This is a genomic window from Psychrobacter sp. 1Y1 (assembly GCF_051847395.2).
Taxonomy (GTDB): domain Bacteria; phylum Pseudomonadota; class Gammaproteobacteria; order Pseudomonadales; family Moraxellaceae; genus Psychrobacter.
In genome coordinates this window covers 282,867-302,549 of record NZ_JBPYDF020000001.1, presented here as the reverse complement: position 1 = coordinate 302,549, position 19,683 = coordinate 282,867, and the positions used below count along the sequence as shown (strand labels likewise).

Here is a 19,683-nt window from a genome sequence, read left to right as displayed (position 1 = left end):
CAACAGCTACTGCTATGAGCGGTATGCGAATATGTCAAAAAATGCTACCATCCTTCGATAGATTTTCTGTTGTGACAATTCACTTACTTTTAACGGACTTGAGGGTGTACAGATGCGTTCATTAATTGCGATGTATCAGCGTATAGGGCTGGTGTCGCTTATTATTATTGGCTTGGTATTAGGGGTATTGATTGGTTGGCTGGCGCCAAGTATCGGCACCGCCATAGGGTTGCTTGGTACACTCTTTGTCGGCGCACTAAAAGCAGTCGCTCCCATCCTAGTATTTATTCTGGTTATGGCAGCAATTAGTCAACATCGCAGTGGCAATGAAGTCTACGTAAAGCCGGTGCTTATTATGTACATGTTCGGTACTTTTTTGGCAGCGCTAACAGCAGTCGGTGCCAGCTTTTTATTCCCGACTGAGCTGGTCTTGATCAACGCCGATATCGCACAAGTACCACCTGCTGACCTAAAAGAAGTCTTGACGAACTTGCTCATGAACTTGGTCGCTAACCCGATCAATGCAATCGCTGAAGCCAACTATATTGGTATCTTAGCATGGGCAATTATTATTGGTTTTGCATTGCGCCAAGCCAGTGATACTGCTCGTAATGTTGTCGGTGATTTCGCTGATGCCATCTCACAAGTGGTTAAATGGATTATTGCTTTAGCGCCATTTGGTATCTTAGGCCTAGTCGCTAGCACGGTTGCGGAGACAGGCTTTGCTTCTTTGGCAGGCTACGCACGTATCTTGATGGTATTAATCAGCTGTATGTTATTCATTGCGTTGGTTGCCAATCCGCTTATCGTCCTTATTAAAACGGGTAAAAACCCTTATCCACTCGTGTTCAGATGTCTGCGCGAATCAGGAATTACTGCCTTCTTTACACGTAGTTCAGCGGCCAATATTCCAGTCAACATGAATCTTGCCCGTAAGCTTAGATTGCATGAAGACACTTATTCGGTGACCATTCCCCTAGGTGCCACGATCAATATGGCTGGTGCTGCGATTACCATTAATGTCTTAACGCTTGCTGCTGCTCATACGTTGGGTATTGAAGTGACGTTTGCATCAGCGCTGCTACTCAGTCTGGTTGCTACGATTAGTGCTTGCGGTGCTTCTGGTGTTGCTGGTGGTTCATTACTATTGATTCCACTCGCTGCTAGCTTATTTAGCATTCCAAATGATATCGCGATGCAAGTGGTTGCGATTGGCTTTATCATCGGTGTGATTCAGGATTCAGCTGAGACTGCATTGAACTCTTCTACTGATGTATTATTTACAGCAGCAGCTGATCCGACGTATTCGCGTTAATTTCTGCTGAAGTGTTTTATATAGACATAAAAAAGGGCCTTTAAAGGGCCCTTTTTTTATGTGTTATTTTGATTATTTGGTTACTTTAGATTGTCTATGTCGACTTCGATGACTGGTGTTTGCTGCTCTATTTGACGTTTGAGTTGGCGCAGTTGCTCAACCTCATCTAACAACTCAAGTATCAAACCAATTGCTGGTACGCTGGCTTCAAAGTCACGACTCAGTCGCGATGCACGGCGCACTGTCGTCAGCTGATAACCAGTAAATTTTTCATGCTCTGGTACATCATACTCAATGATGTTTTCTTCGATTAATTCGATGACCCATTGGCGCTCTTGGCCACAGGCAGAGACCAGTTCATCTAAGCTCATGATGATGTCTGTAAATTCAGTCGAGTGGTTCATAGCTATTATCCTCGTTTTCTCTTTATTTCATCGGTATCGTGTTCATCTCTGCTATTCGTTTATTACTTCAATAATGAGTAACGGTTATTCATAATCTTGTTTAACGACTAATATTGGTATCTGCAAAGGCTTGTTTTAGCTGCTCATAAGCCTGTCTCGACGCATCACTACTGACATCAGGGTTGACAATATTTAGAGTTAGATACAGGTCACCTGCTTGCTTGGCAGGGATACCCTTGCCTTTAAGACGTAAATTGCTACCGGACTTACTGTTCTTAGGAATGGTCACACCAAGCGTACCCGCTGGCGTACTGACGTTGATTTTTTCACCCAATGCCGCTTCCCACGGTGCAATATTCACAGTTTGATAAACGTCTGCACCTTCTATACGAATATTGGCATCATGACGAATTTTAACCTTCAAAAACAAATCACCATTTTTGCCATTACTGCTACCAGCAGCACCTTGCCCTGCTAAACGAATTTGCTTACCGTCAGTGATACCTTTAGGGATTTTTATCTTAAGGGTTTTATTGTCGTAGTCGACATTGCCATTGGGCTGACGAACAGGGACGTTTAACTTAATACTATAGTCGTCGCCACTATAGACTGAAGATAAATCAACGGTAATCTCGGCATGCTGATCTTGACCTTTGCTATCTTGCGTCCCAAAGCCACCACCAAATTGATCGAAGCCACTGCTTTGAGAGCGACTGCCCGTTTGTCCACCAGTTGACCCACGTGCGCCGCGACCAAATGCTGAAAAAATGTCATCGAAGCGAAAACCACCATCACCAAAGGCCTCACCGTCACCAAACTGGTCTTTGATATCTTCCCAGCGAAAACCACCTTGACCCGCATCAGTTTGCCCACTACCACCAAACCCACTTGATCTACTTTGACCAGCAAATGGATTATTGAGCATAGCGTCATATTCGGCGCGCTTTTCTTTATCTCTGATCGTTTCGTAAGCGTTGTTTATTTCTGCAATTTTATTATCAGCGTCTGGATGATCACTGACATCGGGATGATACTGACGAACGAGCTTACGGTATTTTTTTTTGATATCAGCGTCTGAGGCGTCTTTTTTGACCCCTAAAATGTCATAGTAGTTTTTCTCTGCCATGTTATTTCCCCCAAAATAAAAACATATTAGTGGTATCAGTCTGCCAATTTCAAACGATACGGTATAGATAGCTACTAGATTTTGCTATAGCAATTTTTGTAGCCTACTTATCATCATAACAATAATTACCACAAACACCGTTATATAAATATTACCAGTAGTGATGCCAAGCGACTGCAGCATCTATCTTATCTGATTCACCTAACACTACGCTATTATCGGCCATCACAGTGTCTGAATATGTCATTATAAGCCTAGCATCGTTATTCTTTGATAGCTGCTGGCGTAATATCAATTTGGCAACATCAATAGCAGTGCGCCCTTCTCGCTTTGAAGTGACGTAAGACAATTCAGCACTTTGGCTATTACGTTTCATACGTAAGCCAAGCTCAATACCGATATCTGCGTGTCTATCTTGATCATGGACCGTCGCATTGACCATACCATAGCCAAGTATATGTTTACCAAACTTAGCGCCTGCGCCAACGCCAGCTTGTGCATAAGGGCTATGTCGATTACCAGTAAACATGTCTATACGAGCGCCTGTTTTTAGTTGCCAAGACAGTTTCGGTTCGCCTGATAACGGTTGTCTAAGATCTTCAATCTGCTGCATGTCTAAAAATACGAAATCCGTCAATGTCCATTGATGCATATCAAAGCTATAACCCAGTGACGCTTTTACGGCTTCAAAACGTTTATCAATATCTGTATGAGCGTTCAGTGGGTCTTTTACAAATAACGATAAACCAACTTCTGCCCTCTCCTCAGATAAAACGACGGTAGTCTGCGTGGTTTTGTTACTCAATGCTGGAGAGGGTTTGTTTGGTACAGGCAGCTGAGCCAAACCATTGCTAGCTGGTAGCGCAAAACGCTGACTGAGCAATTCGCTTTTGAGAGCTCTCTGCTTCGGTGTATCGTCTTGCGTGATTTTATAAGTACGATGTAAGATCAGAAAATCAAGAGCAACTGCCTTATCGTCCGCGTTTAAAGTAGCAAGCGGGGCAGTGCTTTCTGTACGAATGACAGAGTTTATGACGGCTTGTATTGGCTTAGATAATTGTACAAACTTCTCGCGCAGCTGCGTTTGTTCAGAGGGCAAATAGCGTACTGAAGAAACTAAGGAATCAGCGCCGTTGTCGTGTTCTAATAGCTGATCGAATACATAGTCTGGCGCATACCAAGGACCTACTCGCTCAGTCGTTTTTATGTCGCTTATCAGCTCAAGTATCTCTCCTGAGCGATAACCACAATTTTGTTTGATGAAGTAATAGTCAAATCGAGCGGACTTTGCTTCGTACAAATGATAGTTCAATAATTGCGTTTCAAAGGTATCTAGATTGAGCACGTACTCCCACATATCACGTTGCTCGTTCTTGGAGTATACCGCATCTTGTTTAAAAAATTCCGTCTCTGAAAACCCAGCATCATAAAACCCAAATAGTCCTTTTAGCGCATACATCGCACCGTTCTCATTTTCTGGAATACGAGCGCCGAAGTTGTATGAATTATTAAGTAAGTCCTCGCTAGATAGCTCTCTAACATCACTGTTCGTATTATTTATATTATCTATAGACGTGTTGGTTTTGACCAGTACATGACCAAATGAAGAAGCTGGGTTTTTTAAATAGCTGCTTACTAGGATCAAGCTTATTTCTTGATTCGCATCGGGTAATTTTGAGCAGTTTTTGAGATCGACGTTCAGTTCTGGTAAATGATGATTAAGCCATAAATATCTGGCTGGATACTTACAAACTACGCCCTCATTATTCATTTGCTCTATCGTTGCTATAAGCTCTGCATAGGGGTCAAAATTACGTTTCGAACGAGGCTTAGGATTGGTTAAATAAAAATCTGGTGAGATGACTTCAGCCTTGCCATTTTTATAAAACAATAAATGTTGCCACTGGGAGTGCTTAGCCAATGATTTTAGTTTTATGGGGTCAATAGCGGTATCTTTTTGAGAGTTCCGGTTTTGCTCTTGTATCTGCGAGTCAGTGAGTCGTTGTACGCTTTGCACAATATCTGACAAGTTCTCGCGATCACTTGAAGTCATATCTACTGCGATAGACGAAGCATTACTAGAAGAGAATTTATTTTCTTTATCTACTGTTACTGGATCTGAAGCATAGGCATTCGTTTCATCAACTTCCGCATTGCAAATAGTCGTTGCAGCCAAGCAAGCCACCCATAAAAACATTTTTTGCATTTTATTTAGATACCATAAATACATGAGCAATAAAAAACACGTAAGCACTAGGTTTACGTGTTTTTATCATTAAATCATCAAAATTTTGAGTATTAAACTAAAAACTTAATACCTAGCACTTTCAATATTTAGATAGTACAGCTTTGCTTAACGATGCTAAATAGCGTCTCAGCATTTTGATCTTGCGTAGCAGTACGATAGGCAGAAGTCTGAGTATATTGACCATATTGTGCGCGTACACTAGCAGCTGAATCACAGTTAGCAACGCTTTGTAGTGCAGATAAATGAGCACCTTGGCCTGAAGCTAAGTCTTTTTCCACACTTGGGAAGGCTTCTTTGATCAAAACAGCTGCTCTAACATTACCACCTTGGCAAGTAGCAGGAGACATAGAGTCAGAGGTAGCAGCTGTTGTACCTAAATCCCAAGTCACGTTAGAGATAATAGCAAGGATAGGGCTTGAATTACCAAACAAAGCGCCACCAAGACCACATTCTTTATATACTTGCTCGATAGTACGACCAGTATCAGCTGTTTTAAAGCTAGAACCAAGATCAGCATTCGCTGTACTAAATGGAATCATTGCCGCAACAACTGAAGCGAACGCAATTTTCTTTAACATAAAACTTCCTCGAAAGACGATAAAAAATAGATTATTTGACCAAAAATCAAACTTATTATGAGTATATTTCATAGATACTCTAGAATAATGTTTAACCTTATGCATTCTACAAAATAGTAAGAATATAGCAAGGTTTTTTTACATTATATTATCTATTACTATTTGAGCTTTCATAACGATAATTATGCTATATCGATAGATTTGGTCTTTATATATTACCTATTTATATTACGTTATTGGCTTTCCAGTATTTTGTCGGCTTCTTTATGAGAATCACTCTTTATAAGACTAATTTTAGTACCTACGTCATCATTATTTTTGCTAAAAAATAGCTATTTTTCCTTAAAAAACAGCTATTTGACCTCATGAGTTTTTTACACGGCAGTAATAATATGACAAGCTAGCTCTTGTAGAATCCCCTATTATTCATACTCATAGGGAGTATAGATAACGTAGGCAAGAGCATCTGTCTATTTTATTAATTGCTTAAAGGTATTAAATGTCTTATTTAATCAAGTCTTTGGTTGTCACTTTATCGCTACTACTTAGCACCACAGTTTTCGCTGCCAATACCAGTTACTACGGTAGTAAGTTTCATGGCAAGCGCACAGCGAGTGGCAGCATCTTCAACATGAACTCTTTAACCGCTGCACATCGCACGTTACCGTTCGGCACGAAGGTACAAGTAACCAATCAAAAGACAAAGCAGAGCGTCGTTGTAAAAATCACGGACAGAGGACCTTTTATTAGAGGTCGTATCCTTGATTTATCAAAAGCCGCTGCTGGTGAAATAAACTGTCAGCTTTGTACGACCACGATGGAAATACTGTCGTATGGTGATGGCAAATATCGTAAGGAATAATGTAATAAAAAAGGGATGGCTTATGCCATCCCTTTTTTATGTCTGCTTATATAACTAACTATCTAGAACGCTTTATGCGAACTTAGCTTCCATCTCTTCTAAAGTCGTCATTGATAGTAGTAACTTCTCTTCATTATCACTATGCTGCTGCTGTAGCGCTGTTTGCTCATTGAGTAACACAAGCAAGTCAGACTTACGACTCTCTTCGTACAGATCTGTATCAGCCAGTTTTTCTTCAAGCGTCACGAGCTGCTTATCAATCTTAGCCAATGTCTTTTCTGTTTCTTCTATCTCGCGGCGGATAGGTGCTGTCATTTTACGTTGTTCAGCGGCTAGCTTACGCTGCTCTTCTTTACTAAGTGCAGGTGTCGCCGCTTTACTGTTTGACGAAGTATCAGATGACTTGTTGTTTACTTGGCTATTATCTGTTTCACGTGAAACAAACTTCTTACTCTCTTTTTTGCTTTTTTTCTTACCAGTATTTTTATCTGATGCGTTTTCTTGCTTGCGCTTCTCTGCTAGCCATTTACCATAGTCACCAATGTCGCCATCGAACTCTTCGATGATGCCATCATGTACCAGATACAGCTCATCACAGACATTAGCAATCAATTCTCGATCATGCGAGACCAGTACTACTGCACCTTTGAAACCTTGTAAGGCGATAGTCAATGCTTGACGCATTTGTAAATCTAAATGGTTGGTTGGCTCATCGAGTACAAGAACGTTTGGACGTTGCCAAACGATCAGTGCCAAGGTCAAACGCGCACGCTCACCACCTGAGAATAGCTCGCTTGGCGTATCAATGCGCTCACCGCGGAAGTCAAAGCTACCCAAAAACGAGCGTAGCATCGCATCAGAGGTTTTACCTGCTAGGCGACGTAGCATCTCTATAGGCGTGGCTTTGGCATCTAGGATATCCATTTGATGCTGATTGAAATAGCCTAGCTTTAGAGTATCCGAAACACGATATTTCCCTGTTAGTACGCCAAGCTCACCGACTAATGCTTTAATCAACGTTGATTTACCAGCGCCGTTCATACCCAATAAGCCAAGACGGGTATCGGGGGTCACCTGTACATTGGCATTGTGTAGAAGCGGTGTCTCACTATAGCCAATATCTGCGTTGGTCAGCTCAATCAGCGGTGAGCTCATATTTGCTGGCTCGTAGAACTGGAACGAGAATGGGTTGTCAGCCATCATTGGTGATAGCTCTGCCATGCGCTCCAACTGCTTAATACGGCTCTGTGCTTGCTTGGCTTTACTGGCTTTAGCACGGAAACGGCGAATAAAGTCATCCAAGTGGGCCTTTGTCGCTTCTTGCTTTTCAAACGCTTGCTGCTGCTGCGCCATACGCTCGTGACGGGTACGGATAAACTGCTGATAGTTACCAGTATATAGAGTGATTTTTTGCTGCTCTACATGCAGGATATGACCGACTGTCGCATCTAGAAATGCCTGATCATGCGAGATGACGATGACCAGACCCATATAAGCATTGATCCATGTCTCAAGCCATAAGATAGCGTCCAAGTCCAAATGGTTGGTTGGCTCATCGAGTAACATCAAATCAGCACGGCTCATCAAGGTTTTGGCAAGGTTTAAGCGCATACGCCAACCACCAGAAAACCCTTCTACAGGCAGCTCATGCTGGCTAGTCTTAAAACCAAGACCTGCCATAATTTGTGCTGCTTTGGTCGGCGTACGATATCCGTCGATTTCATCGAACTGCTGGTGTAGCACACCAATTTGCTCATCACTGACACTGCTCAAATCATTTAGCGCAGCATTAATTTCATACCACTGCTCATCACCGCTCAATACATAATCGATTGCAGACTGCGTCGTAGCACCAACTTCCTGTGCCATGTGCGCCACATGCCAGCTATCAGGAATACTGACTTCACCTTTATCAAGGGTGACTTCTGTATCGCCTGTACCCATCTGCGTCAGTAACAGCGCAAATAAAGTAGATTTGCCTGTGCCGTTGTTGCCCGTCAGTCCAACTTTGTGACCTGGATGGAGCTGAAAGCTTGCACCTGCAAACAATTCACGACCATCACGGCGAACACCAACGTCTTTAAATTCGATCATATAATTTCTTCATCTCAACAATAATATAGATATAGGGCAATAAGAAACACACATAGGGTATGCCAACTGGCGGCTATTATTTCAAACGCTTGCCACATAGGCAAACAATTAAATAACTATTTCAAAACTAAGTATTTATTACGCCAAACACCTTATGTTGTACAAGCGACTCTTGAGCTCATACATGGTTGTTACTATTATAAAGGTTATGGCCGTAAAATACCGTAATATGACTAATAAGCTTTAAGACTGCCTAATATTATTAAGTAGTGTTTTATACAGTCACACGCTATTATTTTTTAGTCTGGTTATTGGTTTAGCCCATTGACGCAGTTATTTTAAAAAACACATTATCAAAATTGGGACACTGCTATTCATTAGTAAAATTCAGTAGTTGCATCACTCTTGACAAACGAATCAGCACCCCCATTATGATATACTGCTAAAAGATAAGTGCCCACTATCAATAGAGCCAATAAAACGTTGTGGTGGCACAAATACTATTTTGAAATTGTACAAACAGCTTATAATGCACCAATAGCTTTGCCATAATGACAGCACCCAATTAAATCAAACGCCGTGCGTATCTTTATTTGCAAGTATCCTATTGCAAACCCAAACAGGACGACGACCGCATTTGATCCTAGCAACTGAGGTAGATATGAACGAATCAGCCAACCAATTTAGCCCAAGCTCAAGCCAGCCAGTAGACCCAACCGTATTAAGCCTAACTGATAGTGCGGCGCAAAAAGTACGCCGTCTACGTGAAGAAGAAGGCGATAGCGATCTTATGCTACGTGTCTATGTGACGGGTGGCGGTTGTTCTGGTTTCTCTTACGGGTTTAACTTTGCCAACGATCTAAACGAAGACGATGCCAATTTTGATAATGGTGATGTGACGTTAGTCGTCGATTCGCTAAGCTATCAATACTTGCAAGGCTCTACCGTTGACTACACCGAAGGACTGGAAGGGGCACGTTTTGTCGTGACCAATCCAAATGCCACGACCACGTGCGGCTGCGGTTCGTCATTCTCTATATAAGCTAAATAGACGCGGTCGCGCTATGGTTATTAAGATAATGCGATATTGTGCCAATACTATGTCAAATGGCTGGTAGGCATAATGAACAAAGCATCTATCTCTCAGGTAGATGCTTTTTTTATCAAACTGTCTGGCCAGAATAACGCTATATTCGAGATGAATTTGTATTAAAAACAGGGTCAAAATCCTCACAAATCGCGTTGCCTAAAGCTTATCGTATTTGTAATTGTCCGTGGTTTTCAAGACAGCTTTGAGCTAAACTGACGGAATTATTGACCTAACATTTACCTATTTTATGGACAAACGCTTATCGTGTTTTGATCCGCCATAATAAATAACAATAGATGACTATTATGAGTAATTTTGCGAGTAGCTTTGTTAATTTTGACATTCCCAATTGGTTTGACAGCCAGCATTTAACGGGTATGCTCCGCGGTATTGAAAAAGAGGGCCTGCGCGTAAAACCTGATGGTTTTTTGGCACAGACGCCGCATCCAGCCAAACTCGGATCAAAATTGACCCATCCTTTTATTACTACCGATTATTCAGAAAGCCTGCTTGAGCTTATCACCGAACCAAAAGCTTCGCCAAAAGAGACACTCAATATGCTGCGTCAATTGCATGTATTGGTGTATCAAGGCATGCCTGACGGCGAGCTGATGTGGCCACTATCTATGCCCTGTATGTTGTCTTCTAAAGATGAAGATATTCCACTGGCTGATTATGGTAGCTCTAATACGGGTAAGCTAAAAACCCTATATCGTAGTGGACTTGGTATCCGCTACGGTCGCCGTATGCAGACGATTGCTGGTTTGCATTACAACTTGTCTTTTGGTGATACGCTGTTTGAGACATGGCAAGCCAAAACGCCGACCGCACAAAGCCAAACGTTAACAGAGTTCAAAAACGAGAAATACTTAGGGCTGATTCGTAACTTTAAACGTCTAACTAGCCTTGTTTTGTACTTACTGGGTGCCAGTCCTAGCGTTTGTCCTTGTTTCTTGGCAGGGCGTGAGCACGATTTAGAATTGCTTAATGATTCAACCTATTACAAACCTGCTGCGACTAGCCTACGTATGGGTAAGCTTGGCTATACCAATAGCGTGCAAGAGCAGCTTGATATCCGTTACAACTATCTGCCAGAGTATGTCGCTGGACTACGCCGTGCCATTCAAACACCGCACGAAAGCTTTGCTAAGCTTGGCTTAGAAGACGAAGATGGTAACCCAATACAAATTAACAATCATATTCTGCAAATAGAAAACGAGTACTACAGCCCTATTCGTCCTAAACAAATTGCGATGAGCGGTGAAACACCGACCGAAGCGCTTGAGCGTCGCGGTATCGCCTATGTTGAGTTCCGCGCTATCGATCTTGACCCATATAGTGACGTTGGTATTCGCCTCTCTAGCGCTTGTTTCTTGGAAGTGATGGCGCTGTATTGCCTGTTCAGTGACTCACCAGACCTGCTACCTGAAGAAGAAGACACGCTCGCTATCAATCTTGAGCGTGTGGTCAATGAAGGTCGCCGTGATGATTTGCACATTATCAATAATGGTCAAGAGCAGTCACTTGAAAGCTGGATGCTCACTCATCTAGAGCGTATGCAGCCGCTTGCTGCATTGCTTGATGCTCACTACGGTGGTAACGATTACCGCGCGGCTGTAGCATTGATGCAAGGCAAAGCAGGACACTCTGAGTCGACTATCTCCGCACAAGTAAATTCCGATAGCAAACGCTTAGGCAGCTTATGGCAGCTTGGCTTTACGTTGGCTCAGCAGCATCGCGAGTCTTTATTACAGCAGACACTTAGTCCAAATACTCAAGCTAAATACGAAGTATTGGCAGAAAAATCTATCTTACAGCAAGCTGAGATTGAGCAGTCTGAAACAGAAGACTTTGCGGAATTTTTACAGCAATATCGCTAAGTTGCTAGTTATTAATTGCTAAGTCCTCATTGTTAAAGTCTGACTGCCTAATTTTGTTTGCTACCCCACATCTATTATAGATAAACCCATAAGAGTAACCGCACAATGCGACAGCTAACCACTTACCGTAACCTGCAAGTATTTTTGGTGATAATGGCCGTGATAGGCATGAGCTTTGCGCTGTTTTATTTACAGCGTCATTTAGGGCTTTCACCTTGTCCGCTCTGTATTTTTCAGCGTGTTGGTCTAATCGTCATGGGCGGATTTGCCCTGATATCAGCGTTGTTTAATCCTAAGTCTAAAGTGATAAGACTACTATTATGGCTTGGTAGCCTATTAGGTATCGGCTGGGCAACCGCAGTAGCAGCACGCCATGTATGGCTGCAACACTTGCCTGCTGACCAAGTACCTTCTTGTGGTCCAGGACTGAACTATTGGCTTGATACCCTCCCTATCTTACAAGTATTCAAAGAAGTATTTGCAGGATCTGGCGAATGTGCCTCTATTGATTGGACGCTTATGGGATTAAGTATCCCTGAGCAGTCGTTGATTCTATTTAGTATGCTGCTGATCGTACATGTCTTGATAGTAATGCGTATCGTAAAATCTGCCAATTAGTATCTTATGACTTAATAAAACGTTAGGTTTCTTTCCTAGTTCTGCTTTTAAAACAGACATTGCTATCTTCGATACAATGTCTGTTTTTTTATCTACTATTAACCCGCCCTTATAAACCATATTAGCGTTACCAACAGGACTTTCTACTACCTATTCATGTCTTTTAGATATATGGGCAACAACAAAAAGCCCACAGAGATAATTTGAAGCCTTTGATATCTTTAGTCAGCTTACCTTATAAACGGATAAGCATTAGATATTTGCCGCTTTCTACTCATAAGCTATCTGTATTTTGAATATAAGATAATGCTATCAAGTTCTTAATTTATATTATTACTACGCGCCCATGCCTTATTATCCTTATCTTTGACAATGGCTTTACGTTGTCGATAGTATAGATGAGCTTGAAAAATACTTGTTAAAAACTGTTTTTGGTATGACCATGATATATTTTGCTCCCGTTCGCTCTACCACGCTTGCTATCGTAAAACGGTGGCGTCCTTCTTTACTGGTAGCGTCACTATGTGTGCTACTCGTAGGCTGTGATAGTGCCTCGTCCAATACCGATAAAGACATGGTATCTACGTTTGCGTCGACTGGTTCTGAATCGCAGGAGGCTTCACAATCATTGCAAGATGACAATATTGAGAGTGCTGAGCTAGCGAATAATGATGAGACAGGCGAAATGGTGGAAGGGCAATCATTAATTGCTGCTGCTCAGTCAAATAAAGATACTTATGCAGACAGCTCTATGGAGCGATCAGAAGCAAAAAGCAGTATGCTGCAAGCGACATTGATGGGCGATTATGGCGGTATGGTCTCTTGTATAGATTGCGACAGTATCGACGTTACACTGAACCTATTCGCTGATGGTTCCGTACTAAAATCAAGTTATTATCATAATCCTGAAAAACCAAAAACACCTCTACTCGAATCGGGTATCTACCGACAAGACAATGATAAGATCACCATTGTCTATGAAGGAAAAAATATCGAGACCTATCATATCCAAGACAACCACTTGATACGGATTGATGAACACGATAATTTAGAGGATGACTATACGTTATCTCGCAAATAAAAGCGTCATCATGCTAACTATTAGTTGGCGTATCGCTACATACTAAAATGACCAAATTACATTAGCTACATAGCGCCTACTTGTTAGGCGTTTTTTATTGGTCATCGAACAGGGTTTACTTTACAATGATTGCTTGTTTGCCAAGCTGATATATTGGTCGTTGTTTATCAGAGTGTTTATTTTTACTGATAATAGCTAGGCACCTCATACTTTATTTTATCCGCTCTCTATTCTTTTCATTCAAGCGCGTACGGAACGTCTATGCATATTCATATCCTTGGTATTTGTGGTACTTTTATGGGCTCACTGGCATTGCTAGCACGTGCGCTTGGGCATACGGTCACAGGTTCAGATGCCAATGTCTATCCTCCTATGTCCACTCAACTCGAAAATGCTGGCGTAACTATCGAAGAAGGCTATCTGGTAGAACATTTGCAACCAACGCCAGACTTAGTCGTCGTTGGGAACGCGATGAAGCGTGGCATGGATGTGATTGAGTACATGCTAGATAATGGCTTGCGCTATACCTCAGGTCCGCAGTTTTTATCTGAGCAAGTATTGCAGTCACGTCACGTAATCGCCGTTGCAGGTACGCATGGCAAGACCACAACCACGACTATGCTTGCGTGGATATTACATTATGCTGGTATTGATACAGGGTTTTTGATTGGCGGTGTACCATTAGTTGATACAACTGACGAGCAGCTACAGCAAGTGTTCGCCCATAGCAGCTATTTAGGTGCTGATAAAAGCGATGATGATAAAGCTGGTTACTTTGTGATTGAAGCAGATGAGTACGACTCTGCCTTCTTTGATAAGCGCTCAAAGTTCGTTCACTATCGTCCGCGTACTGCTATTTTGAATAACCTTGAGTTTGATCATGCAGATATCTTTGCAGATCTTAATGCAATACAAACTCAGTTCCACCATATGGTGCGTATGATTCCAAGCACTGGCAAAATCATTATGCCAGCCGCGACCATCAGTTTAGAAGACACGCTAGCAAAAGGGGTTTGGACACCGATCTGGCGTACTGCCGTCATCGACTCTACTGTAGCCGATACGAGTGAAAATACGCGTGCCCTAAAAGATAGTAGCGATTGGCAGGCTGAGCTGATTCAAGAAGACGGCAGCCATTTCAAAGTCAGTTTTGCCGCTAATGAAGATGCCTCTGCTATCGTAAACTGGTCAATGAGCGGTATCCATAACGTCAATAACGCGTTAGTTGCTGTGGCTGCTGCCTATGACATTGGTGTCAGTGTTGAGACTGCTTGTGCTGCCTTATCAGATTTCGCTGGTATCAAGCGCCGGATGGAGCTGATTGGCGACGTTAATGACATCTTAGTCTTTGATGATTTTGCCCATCATCCAACAGCTATTACGACCACATTAGATGGTGCCAAAAAGAAGCTAGCTGATAGACGCATTTGGGCTATCATTGAGCCGCGTAGTAACACCATGAAAATGGGTATTCATCAAGACAGCTTGGCTCAATCAGCGGCACTTGCTGACTACACATTATGGTACGAGCCTACTGGTTTGGAATGGGGCTTAAAAGAGGTCATCGAACAAGCTAAGGCTACTAGCGACTCTATCGGCAACCAACAAGTGCTATCAAGCATTGTTGATATCATTGAGCATATCAGCAGTCACGCAAAAGCAGGTGACGCGATTGTGGTTATGTCAAATGGCGGTTTTGAAGGGATTCATCAGCGTTTATTAACCGCATTGCATAACGGCTAACGCTTATAGTTAAGATAAAGAAGCAGCTCTTATAAAGAAACAGCTCTTCTTATTTTCCTCTATACAAACGCAGCCATCTAATAGATGGCTGCGTTTTTTACTTCTAATATTTATATGAGTTCGGCACTACAGGTACCATGTTGATAAACGTTGTTAGCACCACTGCTACCTTTGTAACCTTTCGTTTACTTATTGCCCTTACTCGATAGCAAATCGGACTTTTTCCTCACATAGCCCCTACAGTAGTAACATTTTATGCTTACTTTTGCGTCCGAGGAGTGTTTACAATAGATTTATCAAAACTTGTAACACATTATAAATATTAATAATATTAGGAGAATAACATGAGCTTTATTTGGATGATTATTGTAGGTTTAGTCGCAGGTTTATTAGCACGTGCTATCAAACCAGGTAATGACCCTATGGGTTGGATTATGACTATCGTATTGGGTATCGTTGGTGCAATGTTAGGCGGTTTCCTAGCTGGCCTAATCGGTATCAACGCTGATGGTGGTTTCACTGGTCTTATATTCTCAGTAATTGGTGCAATTATCTTATTATTCCTATATGAAATGATTGTAAACAAACGCCGTGCATAACTAGTTATAAGCCATGCATAGTTTAGTCATAAATGATTACTAGATAATTAAAATACTATATAAACAAAGCCTTGCGTTAAGCAGGGCTTTTTTATGCCATTTATCATCGAAATTTAGTCTTTCTATATACATATAGCATCATATGACTGCGAAAGTATTGATAAGCATTACTTTTGTCCCCATTTATCTTATAATATCAACCCTATTTTGTCCTTATCATTGAGGTGAGCGTTATGGCACTACTCCCTATCTTAAGTTACCCAGATCCTCGCTTGCGTACTATTGCCAAGCCTGTCAAGGAAGTGACTGCTGAAATCAAAACCTTAATCGCAGACATGATCGAGACGATGTATGATGCTCAAGGCATAGGGCTTGCGGCCAGTCAAGTGGATCATCATATTCAGCTTATCGTTATGGATTTGTCTGAAGACAAAAGCTCTCCTAGAGTTTTTATCAATCCAAAAGTCACGCCACTGGTAGAAGAAAAGCAACCGTATGAAGAAGGCTGCTTATCTGTACCTGATGTCTATGACAAAGTCGAACGTCCTAATAAAGTCCGTATCGAAGCGTTAGACGGTAACGGTGAAGTCATCGACGAGGTAGTCGAAGGACTGCTTGCTGTTTGTATCCAACATGAAATGGATCACCTAAATGGCGTAATCTTCGTTGACTACTTGTCTCGTCTTAAACAGACTCGTGCTCGTGATAAAGTTCGCAAAGTTCTCAAAATACGTGAAAAGCAAGAAGCTCAATCAGCAGAAAAACAGACACAAGCCGTCAATTCTTAAAGCCCTACTCTTTATTCTTATCTTTTTTATTTCGTCTTTATCCTTCACATAGTTACGTCTACAGTGAGTGTTAATATTTAACATTCACTGTTTGGCGATAACTTTTATAACCGATACAGTTTCCACAAAAGGTTTACTACTATGACAATGATCAAAATTGACCAATATTTTGAACCTGCCAGCTGGCAGAAATTTACCAAGGCTGCTGAAGGTCGCGAGACGCCTTTCTTAGTAGTTGACCTTAGTCGTATCGAAACCAAATACCACGAAATGGTAAGCCTGTTTCCTAATGCAAAACTGCATTATGCAATGAAAGCTAGCCCTGCGGTGGAAGTAATCGATCTACTAGCAAACCTTGGTTCAAACTTTGACTGTGCCTCTATTTATGAGCTTGATCGTGTACTTGGTTGCGGCGTTGAGCCATCTCGTATTTCGTATGGCAACACCATCAAAAAAGCTGAACATGTTAAATATGCCTTTGAAAAAGGCATCGATCTATACGCGACTGACTCAGAAGCAGATCTAAAAAACATTGCCAAACACGCTCCAGGTTCTAAAATATTTGTGCGTATCTTGGTGCAAGGCTCAGAGACAGCAGAATGGCCATTATCACGTAAGTTTGGTTGCCATCCTAATATGGCCATCGACCTACTGGTTCAAGCACGCGAGCTGGGCTTGGTGCCTTATGGTATCTCATTCCACGTTGGTAGCCAGCAAAAAGACGTCGCTGCATGGGATGATGCATTAGCCAAAGTTAAATATATGTTTGATTGGATGAAGAACGAAGAAGGTATCAAGCTACAAATGATCAATTTGGGCGGCGGCTTCCCGACCAATTACATCAGCGAAGTTAACCCTATCAAAGTCTATGCAGAAGAGATTACCAGCTATCTGACTGACGATTATGATGATGACGAGATGCCGGAGATTATTTTAGAGCCGGGTCGTTCGTTGGTTGGTGGTTCAGGCGTATTGGTCAGTGACGTGGTACTGATCTCTCGTAAGTCTGATACCGATTTGACTCGTTGGGTATATACCGATGTTGGTCTATTCCAAGGCTTAATCGAGACGCTAGGTGAAGCTATCAAGTACCCTGTCTATACGCCTAAGATGGAAACGTCTACCAGTGAAGGTACAGTAGTACTGGCAGGCCCAACCTGTGATTCAACCGATATTATGTATGAAGAAGCGGGTTATCAGCTACCAGAAGAGCTTGAGATTGGTGATAAAATCTATTGGCTCACCACTGGTGCTTATACCAACTCTTACTCATCGGTAGAGTTCAATGGTTTCCCACCGCTAGAAGTGGTCTATATTGACTAGTACTTAATACTGTTCCACAAAAAAGCGCGGCATGGTTAATACCCGTATCGCGCTTTTTTGTGCGTAACGAATTAAGAACTAGTCAACTCGCAAAGAAATAGGCACGCTATTATTAGTATTACGGCTACCGTTACTGGTGCTACTACTTGAGTTTTGTGAAATCTGTCCAATCGTCACCCACTGTCCACGTGGTACGATAATCGTACTGTTCAATCTTTGACCCCGAATAGCATTGCTAGCACTGTTAGTAGAATTGTTAGTAGAAGTCATTTGATTATAAGGTGAATTCGGCTGCACTAAATTTTCTTCCACTTGGGAAAGTTGTACTTCCACCTGTCCATTGGGCAGTAGTCTTGGTGTGACGGCAATCCCTTGTGTCGTTGGCAGTAATATTTGCTGCTGAATCACGATCTGTGGTTTGAAATTATTGTTAGTTGAACGATGATAAGTTGAATAGTTATTAGCATTATAGGTTTGAGTCAGTGAGTAGAGAGTACCTGTGCTGATACTCGCTGCACTGCCAGACAATGTTTGTACTTGATATAGATTATTACCCTGCTGCTGGCTGCTAAGCTGACTAATGACCCCTGCACCTTGAATACCACGATTGGTGATAATGACTTGACCCTGCTGAATACTACCTTGCCCTCTACTACTATTGCCAACACGTACGGCGACCGTCAATGCCTGTGGCTGACGGTCAATCTGAGACAATAACTGCTGTACCGCCTGATAATTGCGTGCCGTCGTCCGCAGTACCAATTTATCTTGATAGGTAGTCACCGTGCCACCGTCTGCGCTACTATTTAATTGTTGTCTTACTGCAGGTAACAGACTAGCCCCACCATAGGTATGAATGACATAGGTTTGAGCAGTACCAGCTTGTACGGTAATTGGTAGAACCGCTAGACTCAGTGCAAAAGCTGATATGCTTGCAAGGTTGATGGTACAAGTAGCACCAATCAGTCTATGACTAATATAACGTTTGATACTATTCATACCTGCTCCCTTACTGCTATCAAGTCATCGAGCCATCAGTCATAACGCTAAACTTGACCGTCAACTATAAATAGTCGTTAGTCACTTAATCCAAGCACGTCTTGCATATTGTACTGACCTACTTCTTGCTCAACGACCCAAGTTGCGGCACGTACGGCACCAGCGGCAAATGTCATGCGCGCGCGCGCACGATGGGTAATCTCGACCACTTCGCCATCTGCGATAAACATCACAGTATGATCACCTACGATTTCGCCACCACGTACTGCGTGAATACCAATTGTCCCAGATTCGCGCTCGCCAGTTTGTCCTTCGCGGCCATAGATAGCGACGTCTTTTAGGTTCTGTCCGCGTGCTTCTGCGACTGCTTCGGCCATCATATATGCGGTACCAGAAGGCGCATCAATTTTGTGCTTATGATGTGCTTCGATGATTTCTACATCAGCATCGTTACCAAACGCTTTGGCGGCCATACCGAGTAGCTTCAATGATAAATTAACGCCTGTCGAATAGTTACCCGCATATACGATAGTTATTTTCTCACTTGCCTTTGCCAGTACTTGTTCTTGCTGTTCGTTGAATCCTGTGGTACCGATGACCATAGCGACATTATGCTCAGCACAAACTTGCATGTTTTTTTCAGTGGCGTCAGGCAAGCTAAAATCAATCAGTACATCGATATCATCAATCACAGCGGCTAAGTCATCAACGATTTGTACGTTTAAATGACCGATAGCAGCAACTTCGCCTGCATCAGCACCGACTAGGCTAGAGCCTTGACGCTCAATCGCTGCTTTTAATGTAGTTTGCGGGTTATTCTGTACTGCCTCGATTAGCATACGACCCATACGTCCGCCTGCACCGATTACCCCAACGTTGATAGATTTATTATTCGCTTGTTCGCTCATGTTTTTACCTTAGATGTTTTATATTTG

Annotated in this window: 17 protein-coding genes; 10 read left to right on the top strand and 7 right to left on the bottom strand. The window is 42.3% G+C overall.

Annotation, left to right across the window (positions count from 1 at the left end):
- Positions 1-112: 112 nt before the first annotated feature.
- Positions 113-1,315 carry a serine/threonine transporter SstT gene (gene sstT / locus ACS8FA_RS15260; RefSeq protein ID WP_160021370.1) on the top strand — a complete coding sequence of 401 codons (1,203 nt, stop codon included), beginning with the start codon at positions 113-115 and terminating at the stop codon, positions 1,313-1,315.
- Between the two features lie 80 nt (positions 1,316-1,395).
- Here sstT and ACS8FA_RS15255 read toward each other — a convergent pair whose 3' ends face one another.
- The 4 genes from ACS8FA_RS15255 to ACS8FA_RS15240 form a co-directional block, all read right to left on the bottom strand.
- Entirely contained in the window at positions 1,396-1,719 is a 324-nt protein-coding gene (locus ACS8FA_RS15255; RefSeq protein WP_102083164.1) for a chaperone modulator CbpM, read from the bottom strand.
- Between the two features lie 100 nt (positions 1,720-1,819).
- Positions 1,820-2,845 (bottom strand): DnaJ C-terminal domain-containing protein, encoded by a 1,026-nt coding sequence (locus tag ACS8FA_RS15250; RefSeq protein ID WP_439264588.1) that lies wholly within the window; start codon positions 2,843-2,845, stop codon positions 1,820-1,822.
- A gap of 151 nt (positions 2,846-2,996) precedes the next feature.
- Positions 2,997-5,051, bottom strand: a complete 2,055-nt coding sequence (locus ACS8FA_RS15245; protein WP_439264590.1) for an Lnb N-terminal periplasmic domain-containing protein — start codon at positions 5,049-5,051, stop codon at positions 2,997-2,999.
- Positions 5,052-5,179: 128 nt separating this feature from the next.
- Entirely contained in the window at positions 5,180-5,671 is a 492-nt protein-coding gene (locus ACS8FA_RS15240) for a DUF3015 family protein (RefSeq protein WP_335731541.1), read from the bottom strand.
- 499 nt (positions 5,672-6,170) lie between these two features.
- On the opposite strand from ACS8FA_RS15240, the gene ACS8FA_RS15235 reads away from it, so the two are divergent.
- A complete protein-coding gene (locus ACS8FA_RS15235) occupies positions 6,171-6,533 on the top strand; it encodes a septal ring lytic transglycosylase RlpA family protein (RefSeq protein ID WP_057757673.1) in 363 nt (120 codons plus the stop codon).
- A gap of 72 nt (positions 6,534-6,605) precedes the next feature.
- Here the strand turns inward: ACS8FA_RS15235 and ACS8FA_RS15230 are convergent, their stop codons facing one another.
- Positions 6,606-8,627 carry an ATP-binding cassette domain-containing protein gene (locus tag ACS8FA_RS15230; RefSeq protein ID WP_439264593.1) on the bottom strand — a complete coding sequence of 674 codons (2,022 nt, stop codon included), beginning with the start codon at positions 8,625-8,627 and terminating at the stop codon, positions 6,606-6,608.
- 661 nt (positions 8,628-9,288) lie between these two features.
- Between ACS8FA_RS15230 and erpA the strand changes: the two genes are divergently transcribed.
- The 8 genes from erpA (at position 9,289) to ACS8FA_RS15190 (ending at position 17,749) form a co-directional block, all read left to right on the top strand.
- Positions 9,289-9,669 (top strand): iron-sulfur cluster insertion protein ErpA, encoded by a 381-nt coding sequence (gene erpA, locus ACS8FA_RS15225; protein WP_057757666.1) that lies wholly within the window; start codon positions 9,289-9,291, stop codon positions 9,667-9,669.
- Positions 9,670-10,022: 353 nt separating this feature from the next.
- Positions 10,023-11,597: a glutamate--cysteine ligase gene (gshA, locus tag ACS8FA_RS15220; protein WP_439264595.1), complete on the top strand. Its 1,575-nt coding sequence runs from the start codon at positions 10,023-10,025 to the stop codon at positions 11,595-11,597.
- 105 nt (positions 11,598-11,702) lie between these two features.
- Positions 11,703-12,215, top strand: a complete 513-nt coding sequence (locus ACS8FA_RS15215; protein ID WP_439264597.1) for a disulfide bond formation protein B — start codon at positions 11,703-11,705, stop codon at positions 12,213-12,215.
- Between the two features lie 442 nt (positions 12,216-12,657).
- Positions 12,658-13,296, top strand: coding sequence for a copper resistance protein NlpE N-terminal domain-containing protein (locus tag ACS8FA_RS15210; protein ID WP_439264599.1), 639 nt, complete (start codon positions 12,658-12,660; stop codon positions 13,294-13,296).
- A gap of 261 nt (positions 13,297-13,557) precedes the next feature.
- The gene (gene mpl / locus ACS8FA_RS15205) at positions 13,558-15,039 is read left to right on the top strand and encodes a UDP-N-acetylmuramate:L-alanyl-gamma-D-glutamyl-meso-diaminopimelate ligase (protein WP_439264601.1); all 1,482 of its coding nucleotides are present in this window, start codon (positions 13,558-13,560) and stop codon (positions 15,037-15,039) included.
- Between the two features lie 344 nt (positions 15,040-15,383).
- Positions 15,384-15,638 carry a GlsB/YeaQ/YmgE family stress response membrane protein gene (locus tag ACS8FA_RS15200; protein ID WP_057757652.1) on the top strand — a complete coding sequence of 85 codons (255 nt, stop codon included), beginning with the start codon at positions 15,384-15,386 and terminating at the stop codon, positions 15,636-15,638.
- A 233-nt stretch (positions 15,639-15,871) separates the two neighbouring features.
- Positions 15,872-16,426: a peptide deformylase gene (gene def / locus ACS8FA_RS15195; protein WP_057757649.1), complete on the top strand. Its 555-nt coding sequence runs from the start codon at positions 15,872-15,874 to the stop codon at positions 16,424-16,426.
- Between the two features lie 147 nt (positions 16,427-16,573).
- The gene (locus ACS8FA_RS15190; protein WP_439264719.1) at positions 16,574-17,749 is read left to right on the top strand and encodes a type III PLP-dependent enzyme; all 1,176 of its coding nucleotides are present in this window, start codon (positions 16,574-16,576) and stop codon (positions 17,747-17,749) included.
- 78 nt (positions 17,750-17,827) lie between these two features.
- On the opposite strand, the gene ACS8FA_RS15185 is transcribed toward ACS8FA_RS15190, so the two are convergent.
- Both ACS8FA_RS15185 and dapB read right to left on the bottom strand, forming a co-directional pair.
- Positions 17,828-18,748 carry a hypothetical protein gene (locus tag ACS8FA_RS15185; RefSeq protein WP_439264604.1) on the bottom strand — a complete coding sequence of 307 codons (921 nt, stop codon included), beginning with the start codon at positions 18,746-18,748 and terminating at the stop codon, positions 17,828-17,830.
- Positions 18,749-18,825: 77 nt separating this feature from the next.
- Complete coding sequence (dapB, locus tag ACS8FA_RS15180) at positions 18,826-19,656, bottom strand: 4-hydroxy-tetrahydrodipicolinate reductase (protein WP_201572170.1); 831 nt, start codon at positions 19,654-19,656, stop codon at positions 18,826-18,828.
- Between the last annotated feature and the right edge of the window lie 27 nt (positions 19,657-19,683).

Bases quoted from the DNA above. Each gene is read 5' to 3' on its own strand.
- ACS8FA_RS15240 (WP_335731541.1), bottom strand. From the start codon at position 5,671: ATGTTAAAGAAAATTGCGTTCGCTTCAGTTGTTGCGGCAATGATTCCA.
- ACS8FA_RS15185 (WP_439264604.1), bottom strand. From the start codon at position 18,748: ATGAATAGTATCAAACGTTATATTAGTCATAGACTGATTGGTGCTACT.
- ACS8FA_RS15250 (WP_439264588.1), bottom strand. From the start codon at position 2,845: ATGGCAGAGAAAAACTACTATGACATTTTAGGGGTCAAAAAAGACGCC.
- def (WP_057757649.1), top strand. From the start codon at position 15,872: ATGGCACTACTCCCTATCTTAAGTTACCCAGATCCTCGCTTGCGTACT.
- ACS8FA_RS15235 (WP_057757673.1), top strand. From the start codon at position 6,171: ATGTCTTATTTAATCAAGTCTTTGGTTGTCACTTTATCGCTACTACTT.
- ACS8FA_RS15210 (WP_439264599.1), top strand. From the start codon at position 12,658: ATGATATATTTTGCTCCCGTTCGCTCTACCACGCTTGCTATCGTAAAA.
- sstT (WP_160021370.1), top strand. From the start codon at position 113: ATGCGTTCATTAATTGCGATGTATCAGCGTATAGGGCTGGTGTCGCTT.
- mpl (WP_439264601.1), top strand. From the start codon at position 13,558: ATGCATATTCATATCCTTGGTATTTGTGGTACTTTTATGGGCTCACTG.
- ACS8FA_RS15230 (WP_439264593.1), bottom strand. From the start codon at position 8,627: ATGATCGAATTTAAAGACGTTGGTGTTCGCCGTGATGGTCGTGAATTG.
- ACS8FA_RS15245 (WP_439264590.1), bottom strand. From the start codon at position 5,051: ATGCAAAAAATGTTTTTATGGGTGGCTTGCTTGGCTGCAACGACTATT.
- erpA (WP_057757666.1), top strand. From the start codon at position 9,289: ATGAACGAATCAGCCAACCAATTTAGCCCAAGCTCAAGCCAGCCAGTA.
- ACS8FA_RS15255 (WP_102083164.1), bottom strand. From the start codon at position 1,719: ATGAACCACTCGACTGAATTTACAGACATCATCATGAGCTTAGATGAA.
- ACS8FA_RS15190 (WP_439264719.1), top strand. From the start codon at position 16,574: ATGATCAAAATTGACCAATATTTTGAACCTGCCAGCTGGCAGAAATTT.
- gshA (WP_439264595.1), top strand. From the start codon at position 10,023: ATGAGTAATTTTGCGAGTAGCTTTGTTAATTTTGACATTCCCAATTGG.
- dapB (WP_201572170.1), bottom strand. From the start codon at position 19,656: ATGAGCGAACAAGCGAATAATAAATCTATCAACGTTGGGGTAATCGGT.
- ACS8FA_RS15215 (WP_439264597.1), top strand. From the start codon at position 11,703: ATGCGACAGCTAACCACTTACCGTAACCTGCAAGTATTTTTGGTGATA.
- ACS8FA_RS15200 (WP_057757652.1), top strand. From the start codon at position 15,384: ATGAGCTTTATTTGGATGATTATTGTAGGTTTAGTCGCAGGTTTATTA.